Source organism: Planctomicrobium aquicomposti (genome assembly GCF_051466325.1).
Classification (GTDB): Bacteria; Planctomycetota; Planctomycetia; order Planctomycetales; family Planctomycetaceae; genus Planctomicrobium.
Genome location: NZ_CP195792.1, coordinates 2,524,782 through 2,538,616, shown reverse-complemented (window position 1 = coordinate 2,538,616; position 13,835 = coordinate 2,524,782). Strand labels below are relative to the sequence as shown.

11 protein-coding genes are annotated in these 13,835 nt (G+C 56.9%); 3 read left to right on the top strand and 8 right to left on the bottom strand.

Annotated features, from left to right (window positions below):
- Positions 1 to 115 precede the first annotated feature (115 nt).
- On the top strand, positions 116 to 1,123 hold the full coding sequence (locus tag SH664x_RS09800; RefSeq protein ID WP_437207074.1) for an IS30 family transposase: 1,008 nt from the start codon (positions 116 to 118) through the stop codon (positions 1,121 to 1,123).
- 88 nt (positions 1,124 to 1,211) lie between these two features.
- On the opposite strand, the gene SH664x_RS09795 is transcribed toward SH664x_RS09800, so the two are convergent.
- From SH664x_RS09795 to SH664x_RS09760, 8 genes are all read right to left on the bottom strand, one after another.
- On the bottom strand, positions 1,212 to 1,643 hold the full coding sequence (locus tag SH664x_RS09795) for a type II toxin-antitoxin system VapC family toxin (RefSeq protein WP_437207073.1): 432 nt from the start codon (positions 1,641 to 1,643) through the stop codon (positions 1,212 to 1,214).
- Complete coding sequence (locus tag SH664x_RS09790; protein WP_437207071.1) at positions 1,640 to 1,885, bottom strand: type II toxin-antitoxin system Phd/YefM family antitoxin; 246 nt, start codon at positions 1,883 to 1,885, stop codon at positions 1,640 to 1,642. Before SH664x_RS09790 ends, SH664x_RS09795 begins: the two co-directional genes overlap by 4 nt.
- Positions 1,886 to 1,949: 64 nt before the next feature.
- On the bottom strand, positions 1,950 to 2,342 hold the full coding sequence (locus SH664x_RS09785) for a DUF6876 family protein (RefSeq protein ID WP_437207069.1): 393 nt from the start codon (positions 2,340 to 2,342) through the stop codon (positions 1,950 to 1,952).
- Positions 2,323 to 2,646: a hypothetical protein gene (locus SH664x_RS09780; protein ID WP_437207068.1), complete on the bottom strand. Its 324-nt coding sequence runs from the start codon at positions 2,644 to 2,646 to the stop codon at positions 2,323 to 2,325. The genes SH664x_RS09785 and SH664x_RS09780 overlap by 20 nt, the downstream gene beginning before the upstream one ends.
- A 127-nt stretch (positions 2,647 to 2,773) precedes the next feature.
- A complete protein-coding gene (locus SH664x_RS09775) occupies positions 2,774 to 3,082 on the bottom strand; it encodes a hypothetical protein (RefSeq protein ID WP_437207067.1) in 309 nt (102 codons plus the stop codon).
- Positions 3,083 to 3,142: 60 nt separating this feature from the next.
- Positions 3,143 to 4,204: an integrase core domain-containing protein gene (locus SH664x_RS09770; protein ID WP_437207065.1), complete on the bottom strand. Its 1,062-nt coding sequence runs from the start codon at positions 4,202 to 4,204 to the stop codon at positions 3,143 to 3,145.
- A 357-nt stretch (positions 4,205 to 4,561) separates the two neighbouring features.
- Entirely contained in the window at positions 4,562 to 6,313 is a 1,752-nt protein-coding gene (locus SH664x_RS09765) for a hypothetical protein (RefSeq protein ID WP_437207063.1), read from the bottom strand.
- 244 nt (positions 6,314 to 6,557) lie between these two features.
- Positions 6,558 to 6,890 carry a hypothetical protein gene (locus tag SH664x_RS09760; RefSeq protein WP_437207061.1) on the bottom strand — a complete coding sequence of 111 codons (333 nt, stop codon included), beginning with the start codon at positions 6,888 to 6,890 and terminating at the stop codon, positions 6,558 to 6,560.
- A gap of 237 nt (positions 6,891 to 7,127) precedes the next feature.
- Between SH664x_RS09760 and SH664x_RS09755 the strand changes: the two genes are divergently transcribed.
- Together SH664x_RS09755 and SH664x_RS09750 are read left to right on the top strand one after the other, a co-directional pair.
- Positions 7,128 to 12,557: a DEAD/DEAH box helicase family protein gene (locus SH664x_RS09755; RefSeq protein ID WP_437207059.1), complete on the top strand. Its 5,430-nt coding sequence runs from the start codon at positions 7,128 to 7,130 to the stop codon at positions 12,555 to 12,557.
- Positions 12,558 to 12,672: 115 nt separating this feature from the next.
- The gene (locus SH664x_RS09750) at positions 12,673 to 13,695 is read left to right on the top strand and encodes an IS30 family transposase (RefSeq protein WP_437207057.1); all 1,023 of its coding nucleotides are present in this window, start codon (positions 12,673 to 12,675) and stop codon (positions 13,693 to 13,695) included.
- Positions 13,696 to 13,835: the final 140 nt, after the last annotated feature.

Here is a 13,835-nt window from a genome sequence, read left to right as displayed (position 1 = left end):
CAAAGATTTTCCAGAACAAACATTATCACTTCGGCGTTACGAAAAATGGTACCCTCTATTCCCAATCGCGAAAACCGAGTAATTCCAACGGTTCGGAAGGAAGGAGTTTTCGCCAATGGACACCAAGAAACATCACACGCATTTATCACTGGAGGAACGGCGGCAGATTTACCTGCTGCTGGGCCGGAAGACGCCGGTCTGCGAGATCGCTGCATTGCTGGGTCGTCATCATTCGACGGTCTATCGTGAGATTCAGCGGAACGGGTTTTGGGACGAAGAAGACCACAAGAACAACGGCTATTACCCCCTCAATGCGCAGGAGTATTACCGCCGGCGTCGGCAGAGCCTGCGGCTGTTTGAACGCTATCCCGCGTTGAAGGAATTCGTGGTCGAGAAGCTGAAAGCGTATTGGTCGCCGGACCAGATTGCGGGCTATCTGAAGCGGCTTGGTCTGGCGAGCTTTTACGCCTGCATGGAGACGATTTATCGCTTCGTCTACAGCGCTGAGGGCCATGAACTTGGGCTGTACCGGTATCTGTTCAAGGGCCGCCACCGGCGGCGCAGGAAATTCGGCCGCGTGCCGCGTGACACCCGGATACCGGAGCATCACGGCATTGCCTTCCGGCCGGAAATCGTCAGCAGCCGCGAGACGTTCGGGCATTGGGAGACAGACCTGTTGATCTTCAACCGCGAGCACGGCAAGGCCAATCTGACCTCGATGAGTGAACGCAAGAGCCGGTATACGATCTTGCTTAAGAACGAGGACAGACGCCCTTTTCCGGTCATGAGCAGGATCAGGGACCGGTTGGCCAGGCTGCCGGACGATCTCTCGCAAACGATGACGTTCGACTGGGGATTCGAGTTCATGCGCTATCCCCTGCTTCGCCAGGATCTGGGCATGGAGAGCTACTTCTGCGATCCGCAGGCGCCGTGGCAGAAAGGCACGGTCGAGAGCAACAACAACCGGATCAGGCGGTTTTTCTCGCGCGAGATCAATCTGCAGGCGGTCAATGACGCAGACCTCTACGCGGTCTGCGTCATCATGAACAGCACGCCCAGGCGGTGCCTGGACTATCGGACACCGCAGGAGGTGCTGGATGCCCATTTACAGACAGCGGCATGAGCGCTATGGTCAGACATCAAATCTTCGCGATTGGGTTAGAGATTCCAAAGGCGAAGTCAGCTAAACGATTAGAATCAAATCACCTCTTTCAGGTTTCGAGGCTGTCGTCCCAAGGATTGATAAGCAACACCCCTGTCGCCTCGAAATCAGCGACGTTGCGGGTCATCAGGTGCAGGCCATGCCGGAGTGCGGTGGCAGCAATCAGACCATCGACCGAGGGAACCGTCTTTCCTTTCCGCTCCGCCTTGGCGGTGATCTCGCCCCAGATGATGGCCGTCTCGGCGTCGACCGGCAGGATGCGGTCCCGGGCGGTGAGGACGAGCTGATCAAACCAGGCTGTCAGCGAACGCTTCTTCGCACCTGCTTTGAGCTTGTCGATCCCCTTCCGAAGTTCGCCCAGGGTCAGCACGCTTAGGAAAACATCTTCATCAGCCAGGGCTTCAAAGCGTTTGCGGACAATGGGGTTGCCCTGCCGTCGCTGAACTTCCGAGAGAACGCAGGTGTCGACCAGAGTTCTCACAGGTCCAACTCCCTGCCTGTGGACTGATCGCGTTTCAGGTCGACACTTTCAAGGCTGGGGCCCTTGAGGATCAATTCTTTCAGGCTGGGACGGTCCCCAGTCAGCCGCCGGTACTCATCGCCGTCCAGGACCACGTACTGACGGTTGCGGCGGGTGATGATCTGGGCTTCCAGCTCTGCCCGATTGAGCACTTCGCTCAATTTGCTCTTCGCGTCAGCGATGCTCCATTCAGAAAGTGACATGCCGTTCTCCTTGACCAGTTAGACTAGTCCTATTCTCTCATGGTTCCCGAAGGAAGTCAAGAAATCAGTATTCGCTCGGCAACATCAACACCCAGTGCCGGTCGTCGTTCTGCGCCCAGAGGTCGATTTCATCGAGCGGGAAATCCGTAAACGGGATGGCCTGCTGGATGAATTCCGGTTCGCCACTGTCCGGAATGGCCGTCAGCAATGCGGAATGGTCCGGCTTGACCGCCAGTTTCCAGAAGTGCATCAGACCGATCCGCTGATCCTTTCGGGCCGCCTTCTGGAATTCGTCACTGGCGAGATGAGAAGCAATGGCATCAATCAACCAGTACGCACCGCCATGCTCAGCCAGATACTGGATTCCCTCGGTATAGATCATCGCTCGGTTGAAGCTGTGCCGGAACCATTGCGTCGATCCGGTGAACTGGGCGAGTTCAGTACGGAGCGAATTCATCCGGTCCTTCGGCATTCGCCGCTTCTCGATCGGTCGCTCTCAGTTCCTGTACTTTGCCGAACGCCTGCTGGGCGAGGAATGCCACGCGGAGCAGATCATCCGCCGGGATCTTGTTCGTGTCGTGATAGCCGCTCTCATCCTTGAACGTGCGGACCAGTTCTGCGTTGTACCACGACCCCCGCTCCCCTTGGTTCCGCCAGATGACGCATTTCAAATTCCCTTGGCGGATGGTTGCGGCTGGTCCGTGCTTGGTGGTTGTCTCAGGTTCACTCGCTTGGGATTGTGCGGATGTTCGTTTCGGCATGGTGAATCTCCTTGTCCCGAATCCCATGCCACGATTCCCGCTGGATTGTCAAGACGCCAGATCCGCCGCGATTCCCCCCCTCTTTTCCACCGCCCCGCCTGAATGTTGGAAAGGGACAGTGATCAGATCACCGGTTCCAGCTGCGGCAGTAGAGAAAACTGGCAGACTTCACGGTACGGTCGTATTCGGCCGGATTGTCCTGTTTCAGCCGGAGCAGCTGTTCGACCTTTTCGCAGGCGTTGATCATCAGGACTTTCATCTCGGCATCAGTAATCCGGCTCAAAGACGGATCATCCAGCAGCTCGGTATGTTTCCCTGCATGCAAGTCCTCCAGAGGGCCATTCCGGAACGCGAGGGCGACAAGGGCATTCGCTTCATCACGGATCGAGAACCCGTTGGGGAATTTCCCGGCAAAGACATCCTCGTGATCGGCCATGACATCACTCTCCTGAAAAGGGACACCGAGCATGCCCGAGCAGATGATGACCGTCAATCCTTATGCTGCCGTTCTCTCAAACCCCTGCACCAACCCGCCGACATACGACTTCACCCGAATCTGATCGAGTTTGACCGTTTCGACCGGTTCCGGTTCGCTTCGAACTGGCGGCAGATGATCCCGCACCATGCTCGACCGGGTCGTGTTGTAATACTCCGTGAACTCCGCCAGCAGATAGTCCAGATGCCGTTTGCCAAAGATAATGAACTTTCGCAAGCACTCGTTCTTCAGGGTGAAGATCGCGCGTTCACAGCGCCCGTTCAAATTCGGGCTGGCCTTCGGCAATTTGTTGGCTCTCACACCGTTCTGCTTGAGTTTTTCCACGAATTCCTTCGTGAACTTCGTGTCCTGATCGTGCATCACGATGCTGGGCTTTTCGTCCCGGCTCAGCGTTTGATCGAGGAACCGGCCGGTCTGCTCCGTCACCCAGGCGGAGTCCGGATGCTGTGTCGATTCCGAGACGATGATTTCCCGGGTGGTCATGCACAGCCACACCAAGACATACATCTCCTTGAACCCCCGAGTGGTCACGGTCTTCACGCTGAAGAAATCCACAGCCCAGAGTGTCTTCGCGTGCCGCTCGATGAAGTTGTCCCAACTGTCTGACGTCCGGTCAGGACCGGGGACAATCCCCTCTTCCTTCAGGATGTTGCGAACCGTCTGGCGGCTGATTTTCTTGATGCCGAGCTTTCGGAGCTCACCAATGATCCGTGTATAGCCAAACCCAGTCGCCTTGGCGATCTGGATCACCAGTTCACGCAGTTCTCTGGGCTTTCGTTGGCCACCTTTGGGGTTCTTCTTCCGCTCCGGTCCCCCCTCCTCCCGCAGCCATCGATAGAACGTGGAGGGGCTGACGATCGTCAGCAGCGATTCGATGGATCGTCCCAGTTGCTTTCCCAGTGCCAGCAGCCGTTCCCGTTCATGTGGTTTCGTATGCACCTGACCGGGCAAACGTGAACGCAGGATCTTGTTCTCTTCCTTCAGGAACTCGACATACCGGGCCAGTTCCCGGTCCGTCGCGGAGGCAATGAGGGCTAGCAAGGGGTGGAAAATCGCCGCCATTTCGGTATTGTTGCAATCTGTAATCTGGAACGGTGTTGCAGTTTGTTTGTACAGCGCCTTGTCCCTGAAAACAGCCACCTGAAGCCGCCATTCAGACGACATCTGAAAGGCCGCAATCCATGGCCGTTACAAGTGGAACTTTTGGCGCGGAGAGCGGCCGGGAAATGGTCATTCCGGCTTATGAAGCAGCGTCGTTCAGGCAGGTGACAACATGCGATTTGTCACAATTGTTGTCACTGAATCCTTGCTAAGCGGCGAAATCCATAGCAAAATATGGAAATTCTGGAAACGCCGAGATGCGTTTCATGGCGAGCGGAAACTCTTGTGAGATAAGCCATTTAGCGGAATTTGGGCACCCTACCTCGAACGACCTACGGAACCGAAGGGGTTGAAGCAGTTGTTGCCGTCGCTATCGCAGTAGGCCGTCGCACCAACTGGGCCTTCGACATCAAGCTTCAAAACCTGCTCGCCCGTGCTGGCCGGGTTCGCTGTCCCGATGCCGACCTGGCCTTCGGGTGTGATGATCATCTTGGTGCTATAAGTTTGCAGCGTAGAGCCGCTGACATCCGCATCCGAAGTCCGGAACACGATAGAACCTCCAAGCGCATTGCCGGTTGCTTTGCCGCCTGCCAGCGTGATGTTTCCGCCTCGTCTATTGCTGCCCGAGGCATTGGGGCCTCTTAACGTTCCGCCGCTGGATTGCGCATCTGAAGAGGATTCATTGCTCCCAATAACAACGCCGTGCACTCCCGAGCGAAGCTGGATTTTCTGGCCCCAGCCATCAACGACGAGGCCATAGCCATTGGTCGCAAGAATATTCATACTCGTGCCTGTGCCAGAGGTGATTGTCGGCGTGTAGCTACCGGGAACTGCAAATGCCGTTGCTGTAACAGTTCCGCTGACTTCCAGCCGAGATGCAGGAGTTTCCGCTCCGATCCCGACATTTCCCAAACTGGTATAAACAAATGTACTTGCACCCGCCAGCGCCGAGGAACTGTTGAACTGGATCGCCCCTTCCGGCCCCGCTGCCGCCGCGCCGCTGGCGGGGTTGAAGCAGTGATTCCCATCACTGTCGCAATACGCCGTCGCGCCGACCGAGCCTTCGACGTCGAGCTTGAGCGAGGAAGAGGGGCTTGTGGTCCCAATCCCGACTCGCGATTGCGACCCGGCGGAGGAAATCAGGAACACGTTTCCGTCCGTGTTCTGAAACGCCGTGAAATGTTTATTGCCCGGAACGCCGGAATAGGTCGGATCGATGTAAATCCCTTTGGCGTTCACATGCCTCGCATTTGTGAAATTCGGTGCAAGCCGCAAAAGCACCTGATGTTGCCCGATATCGTAACCTCCATTCGCTGTAAAAGCGGGTGAAATACTGACAAACGAACTGACCCCATGGAGATTAAAACCGTACGTAATCGAAGGTGAAACTTCCAACAGGCGGTAAGGAGTATTGTTGCCGCTGTTGTTGTCGATAAAAGTCGGCGATATTTTGGCATAAATATGACCTGGCGGATGCGACGTAAACGTTCTGGACGGATTGATATTGATCAATGTCCCTGAATAAGCATCGTCAATCTGGAGCGGAACAAACTGATTGGCGCCTGTGATTCCAGAAAACGTCGGAGCGATATGAATCCCTTTTCCTTTTAGATGGCGGTAATTGTTCAAGACCGGGGCCACCCGCAGAAAGGCATAACCGGGCTCAATATCCGTCGTGCCGCCGGTCGCCGTCATGACGGGAGAAAGGTTGACCGCAGCTGAGTTGTCCAAAGAACTGGAAGTCGTCCGTGACGGATCGATATTCAGCAGCGTCCCCGCCGTATTATCCACAATATGGAACCTGGCGTTGGGGGCATTCGTCCCGATCCCCACGAGGCCCGCGCTGGTGTATATGAAAGTTGAAGCCCCCGCCAGTGCCGAGCCGTTGTTGAACTGAATCGCTCTGTCGGGACCAGCGGCCAATGCAGAACCAGCAATCCACTTCCAGGTCACTCCGTCGCACATCTCAATGGTCTGCTGAGTGTCGTTCCACCGCAGCCCTCCTTTGCGATCGGCATCGCAATCCAGACCGGTCGTTTCTCCGACGATGACTTCACCGCCGACATGCAACGGAGCTTTCGGGGATTCCTGTTTCACTCCGAGATTGGCGTTGGCGTCGCTTTCATAGATCCGGCTCCAGACTCCGCTCTGGCAGGTCAGCAAAAACCCTTTGCCGCCGGTTTCGGTGCCTCCGGAACGACCAATGGCATTGTCCGGGGAGCAGGGATCTCCCGGCTGTTCCTGTGACCACGCTGGCAGGGTGAACGTAAGGGCCGCTGCCAGAACGAGCCATGTCCGCAGGCTGCGTCGTCGATTACTCATCGTGCAGCCCTGAAGAAGATGAGTGCTGTTCCAGGCGTGAGCGGGCCAGTTCCTCGCCCAGATCGATGCTCAGGCCACCGTACCGGACATTGTGGGCGATGGTGAGCCCGTCCGTGTCAATGAGGGCCACCGGCTGGCCGTTCACGATGAACCGAATGGTGCCTTTCTGCGCATCGACATCAATTCGTGTGGTCTCACTTGATCCCGCATCGAATGGTTGTTGTGCGGAGTGTCCGAGGGAAAACAGTCCCCACCCTAATATGATGCCTCCGATCAAAAACCCTGTCGAAATCAGTAATTGCCGTGTGGTTGCGGTGTTCGCCATGCTGAGCCTTCCCTGCCGGATCACCGGCGATTCGCTCCTCTCTGTCTGCCATAGAGTGAGCAGGCTGTCAACCGGCGTTGGTTCCTGAACGATGCTCGATCCGCAGAATTGCAGGGCTTGCGCCGTGGTGCGGAGAGCGGTAACGTGAATCATGGAGACTTTGCTGGAAATGGAGCGACAGAGGGATGTTGTCGCTGGAGAGCGTCGTTCAGGAACACTGAACGGACAGCACTGACGATGGCGTCCCGCAAACGCACATGGTGGGGTCATCCGACACTGTTTTCGCTGTTCGGAGCGGCAGCGGAACCTGAACCTGCTTCGAAGCGACCATCGACTGCCAGACAACCAACGCCCAAACCCTCACCGTCAACAACCTCCGAACCGGTCAGTCATTCCGGGAAGAACAAACAGCTGCGACTGGATTTCACCAGTAGTACGGCTGCCAACCAGAACGGGACGTTACCTCCAAAGCCACTGACCAACGGTACCCCACCGAAATCCCAACTCCCAATATCGAAACCACCGCAGCAGCAGAAACGGCTGTTCGACCTGTTCCTGAAACCGCTGATCACTCCGACGCCACACAAACCGGAAGAAGGGGCTTCATCGGGGAATGACACGACGGATTCCGATCAGGTAGCAGAATATTCTTCACCGTCCACCGACCGGAACCAGAAATCACCACCGCTCACAGCAGAGGCCACTCAACCCGGCCTCATCAACCTGCCGCATTCGCCGACCACTTTCACCGGTGAGAAAGGGAGTGCCCAGGAACTCATTGCCGCCATCCGGACACTCAAGACGATTGAAGCCGAACAGCGCCCGGCCACGGCTGAAGAACAGCAGATGCTTTCGAAATTCTCCGGGTTTGGAGCGTTGGCCCTGTCGATCTTCCCCAACCCGGCAACCGGTCAGTACAAGTCTTCCAGCTGGCAGGCACTGGGAGAAGAACTGCAATCGCTGCTCACGCCCGAAGAATACGACAGCGCCAAGCGAACCACGTTCAATGCGTTCTATACCTCGCCGGTGGTCATTCAGGCGATGCACCTCGCCCTCGCGCAGCTGGGCATACCGTTGAATGCGACCATTCTCGAACCGGGTTGCGGGATCGGAAGATTTCTGGCATACGGTCCATCGGGACAGCAGTTCATCGGAATTGAACTGGACTCGATCTCCGGCCGGATGGCGCGTGCACTCTACCCCCAGCACGACATCCGGATCGAGAGTTTTCGGGAGACAAAGCTGCCTGAAGGCCAGATTGACGCGGTGATTGGCAATGTCCCGTTCTCCGATCTCAAGCTCGATCACCACGGCCAAAAATTCTCGCTGCACGATTACTTCTTCGCCAAGTCCGTCGATGCCCTCAAACCCGGCGGCGTACTGGCACTGGTGACGTCGCACTACACGCTCGACAAGCAGAATGCCGCCATCCGGGAATATCTGGCGGAGCGGGCGGATTTCGTCGGTGCGATCCGCCTGCCGTCCGATGCGTTCCGACGGGATGGAACAGCAGTGGTGACCGATATCGTATTCCTCCGCAAACGCCCATTCGGTGAACCTGCCCACCACATTGATCCCGACTGGCTCGGCGTGGCTCCGTTGTCGATTGAAGGAGCGGGAGCGGAAGTCTCGATCAACAAATACTTCCACAATCACCCGGAAATGGTGCTCGGCAACTGGTCCCGCAAGAACAGGCTTTATGGCGACGGTTACAGCGTCGTCTGTAATGGGGACCTGCATATCCAGTTGCCCAAAGCGCTCAACCGTCTGCCATCGTTCGCTCCACTGGCTCCCACACCGCAATCGGCCCGACCACCACCGGCGTTCGTTCCCCCACCGCCACAGCGGCATATCGATGAAGGGAGTTTCTTCATCGGGGAGGACAAGGTTATCTACCAGTCGCAAAGGGGCGAGGGGGTGCCTGTTGTGTATGGCGGCACCAAGCTGCGTGCCGACGGCACACTGGTCGGCAGACGAATGGGAGCACTGATCACGCTGCGGGACCATGCCCGCCGCGTCCTCCAGTCCCAGAACGAAGACTGGCCGATCGAACATCGCGATGCGGCCCGGAAGGAACTCAATAAGGTGTACGACCGGTTCGTGATGGCCTACGGCCCGATCAACAAGACCACATTCAGCGAGACTTCCAATGGCACCTCCATCCGCAGGATGCCGAACCTCGTCAAGTTCCGGGAAGATCCCGATGCGATGCTGGTGATGTCGCTGGAAGAGTATGATGAGCCGACCGGCAAGGCGACGAAAGCCGCCATCCTGCAGCGGGATGTCGTGGGACGCACCCCACCGGTGACGCGGGTGCAGTCTGCGGAGGAGGGGCTCTTGGTCACCCTGAATCAGCGGGGGAAAGTCGATCTGCCGTTCATCTCCCAGCTCTACGCCAAACCGGAATCCTCCATCATCGAGGAACTGGGGGATCTGATCTTCCACGATCCGGAGCTGCAGGAGTGGCAGACCAGCGATGTTTATCTCTCCGGCAACGTCCGTGAGAAGCTCAAGATCGCTGAATCCGCCGGAATGGCCTACTTCCGCAACGTCTCGGCCCTGGCGGACGTTCAGCCGCCGGACGTCCTCCCCGGCGACATCGACGCCAACCTCGGCGCTCCCTGGATACCGGAACAGGACATTCAGACATTCGCTGCTGAACTGTTCAGCGTCGATCGTTCCTCTGTTCCCATTGCCCATCTGCAGAAAGACGCCGTCTGGTCGCTGGATGCCGGGTATGCGGCCCTGCAGTCGGTGGCAACCACCATTGATTACGGGACACCCCGCGCCAACGGAACGTGGCTGCTGGAACTGGCTTTGAACATGAAATCCCCGACTGTCTATGACACGCTCGATCAGGGGGAACGGGTCGTCAACCAGACCGAAACACTCGCTGCCCGCGAAAAACAGAAGTTGATCAAGGAGCAGTTCCGCAACTGGGTGTTTACCGATCCAGACCGGACCGAACGGCTCGTGCGGATTTACAACGATCTCTACAACAACCTGCGGCCGAGAGTGTTCGATGGTTCTCACCTCGATTATCCAGGCATGAATGACACGGTTCAGCTGCGGCCCCATCAGAACGCCGCTGTCTGGCGGGGGATGTCCAGCGGGAACACATTGCTCGCCCACTGCGTGGGAGCGGGGAAGACGTTCACGATGGCCGCGACCGGCATGAAAATGAAACAGGCATCTCTCATCAAGAAGCCGATGTTCGTGGTGCCGAACCACCTGCTGGAACAGTTTTCCCGGGAGTTTCTGCAGCTGTACCCGAATGCCAAGCTGCTGATCGCCGCCAAGGAAGATCTCACCCGGGACAGACGCAAGTTCCTGACGGCCCGGATTGCATCAGGGGAGTGGGACGGGATCATCGTCACGCACTCCAGCTTCGAACGGATCGGGATGTCCCGGAGCTATCAGGAACAGTTCCTGCGGGAACAGATCGCCGAATACGATACCCTGCTCTGTGAGCATGCGGCCGAAAAAGGCAACCGCCGGAACCTGATCAAGACGATCGAGAAGCAGAAAGCGTCCCGTGAGGAGAAACTGAAAAACCTGCTGGCGGAAGAGAAGAAGGATGATGGGTTGGTGTTCGATGAGCTGGGAGTGGATCACTTGTTCATCGATGAAGCCCACTATTTCAAGAACCTGGAAACCCCCACGAAGATGGACCGCGTGGCAGGCATCCAGACCGGCGGCAGCGAACGGGCGTTCGATGTCTACATGAAAGCCCGCTATCTGGATCAGCTGCATGCCGGTCACGGTGTCACGTTCGCCACCGGGACGCCGATCAGCAACACGATGATGGAACTTTATACCCTGCAAAGGTTCCTTGATCCGGCCGGATTACGGAGCCGGGGGATTGAGCACTTCGACGCCTGGGCCGCCACGTTCGGGGAAGTGGTCGACTCGATGGAGATCACTCCCGATGGTTCCGGGCTACGTCCAAGAAGTAGGTTTGCGAAGTTCACGAACCTGCCGGAACTGCAGCAGATGTTTCGGGCATTCGCCGATGTCCAGACCGCCGAGATGCTCAACCTTCCGAGGCCCACGCTCAAGGGAAATAAACCCGAGGTCATCGCCTGCCCGATGTCGGATGAGCAGTTCAGCATTCAGCAGGATCTTGTGAAACGCTACGAACGGATTCGGAATGAGAAGATCGATCCCCGGGAAGACAACGCTCTGGCGATCACCACCGACGGACGCAAACTGGCAACCGATGCCCGCATGCTCGATCCGGTGGCCGACGACTTCCCGGAATCGAAGATCAATCGGTTGGTGGAAACGGTGACGGAGATCTTCAACCGGTCCGCCAGCCATCGCGGCACACAGATGATCTTCGCCGACATGGGCGTGAACCCGACGGCGTGGGGTTATTCGCCGTACAGTGAGATCATCCGCAAGCTGACGGAATCCGGCATTCCGCGTGAACAGATTGCGTCGATCGGCGATGCGGAAAGTGATGCCAGGAAACAGGCCCTGTTCAAGAAGGTGCGGGAAGGAGCTATTCGTGTGCTGCTGGGCAGTACCCAGAAAATGGGAACCGGCACCAACGTCCAGAAACGGCTCATCGCCCTGCATCATCTGGATGCCCCCTGGAAACCGGCCGAAGTGGAACAACGGGACGGCCGCATCCTGCGACAGGGGAACGAGAACAAGGAAGTGTCGATCTTCCGGTATGTCACCGAAGGTTCGTTCGATGCCTATATGTGGCAGGCACTGGAAACCAAAGCCCGGTTCATCAATCAGGTGATGACCGGTGATAATGCCCTCCGCACTGCCGAAGACATCGGCGGTCAGGAACTCTCGTATGCCGAGGTGAAAGCGATTGCGTCCGGCAATCCCGCTGTGCTGACACTGGCGGAAGCGGACGCTGAACTGCAACGCCTGCATCTGCTGAAGAAGAGCCACATGGATGAACAGTTCCTCGCGAGAAGGAACGTCCGCGACTTACCAGACCTGATCGATCGTTATGCCGACCGGCTGGAGAAACTGACCACTGACCAATCCCGCATGACCCACCACGACGGAGACCCGGTCACGATCAACGGAAGAGCTGTTTCGAAAGACGACCTGATCCCCGCCATCGCTGACAAGCTGGAATCTCTGCCAGCACTGCTCAATCAACCGACCAAGATCCCGTTCGGAACGTACCACGGGCTGGAGTTCGGGCTGATCCTCGATCCCGAGTTCTCACCCGAAGTATATTTACAAGGCCAGCTCACCCGCAAATCCAGGCTCTCGAAAGACCATCAGGGACCACGGGCGTTGCTCAACGCTGTTGAACGGCTTGCCAGCGGTTACGGAAAAGAATGCGATCAGCTGCGCCAGGATCTCTCCATCGCCCAGTCCCAGCTCCGTGACTACCAGTCCCGACTGGGCAAACCGTTCACGCTGGAAGGCTATCTGTCTGATCTGACGACGCTCCGCGACCAGCTGAAAATCAACCTGGCCGCCACAAACCCGGCTGCCAACGACACCGATGGTCCCAGCACAGGCGAGCTCGCACGGCAGATCAACGCCTTCAAAAGCTCGTTCCAAACTGAAGCCGCACCTGAACGTCTACCGACAAAATCACTCGCAGCCGAACCACCAGTCACACTCCGCATCCGCCAAAGGGAAACCATTCCCGTCCGTGAGTTCCACCACCCTGCCCCGGTCGTGTGATTTTCCGTATTCTTTATTATCACTCTTATGGAAAACAGCGTGTGGAATCAAAAATGAAGTACGACTTTCGCTGATTTGTGCCCTTCTTGGAGGGTTTTAGGAAGGAGAAAGTTGCATGAAAAAAAGTTACTGTCATTTGAGCCTGGACGAGCGCCGGACCATCTTCAAGCTGTTGGAGGCTGGCAAGAGCAAAGCCGAGATCGCGGGAATCCTGGGTCGCCACCGCTCGACGCTGTTTCGCGAAGTCCGACGCAACAGTTTTTACCATGAGGATCATTTCAACAACGGATATTTCCATGTCAATGCGCACGACATGGCGGCCGCGCGTCGAGCAAAGCTGTGCAAACTGCTTCGGCAACCGCAGCTCAGGGATTACATCATCCAAAGACTGCGAGATTTGTGGTCACCAGATCAGATTGCGGGCCATCTCCGGCGTCTGGGCTTCCCTGATTTTTACGCGTCTCATGAAACGATCTACGCGTTCATCTACAGTGCCGAAGGTCGCGCCCTGAATCTCTACCGGTATCTGAAGCGATGCTTCAAAAACCGCCGCAAGCGGTTTCGCAGACAGCCTCGCTGGCATCGGGGCATTCCCGAGCACATGGGCATCTCGCACAGACCCGCGATCGTGAAGGATCGAAACGACTTCGGGCATTGGGAAGGTGATCTGATCATCTTCCGGAAAGACTATGGCGAAGCCAACATTACCTGTCTGGTTGAACGCAAGAGCCGGTATTGCGTACTCATCAAAAATCCGCACCGCAAATCGATGACGGTGATGGGCCAGATCAGGGACCATCTGAGCGCCCTTCCCCGCCATTCGAGGCAAACCATCACGTTCGATCGTGGGCCTGAGTTCAGCGCATGGGGCATGCTGGAACGGCATGTCGAGCATGGCAGTTACTATTGCGATCCGCAGGCGCCGTGGCAGAAAGGAACGAACGAGAACACCAACGGAAGGCTTCGCCGCTATCTGCCGGGCGACACGAACGTCAACGAGTTGAGCGCGGCCGATCTGCGTGCAATCAGTCAGCACGTCAATCACACGCCACGCAAGTGCCTCGATTATAGAACACCTCATGAGGTGTTCTATAATCATGTACATCAGCATCAGGATCTGGCATCATGCTTGCGATAAACCGTCGCACTTCAACCTGATTCCAGAGCGAGGTACCCTCTATTCTCAATCACGAAAGCGATTTCTCCCCATGGACGACTGCAGCCTTTTCTGCGGAAATTCAATCTGCCTGACTGAAGCTTTGCTACCGAATTTTTGAC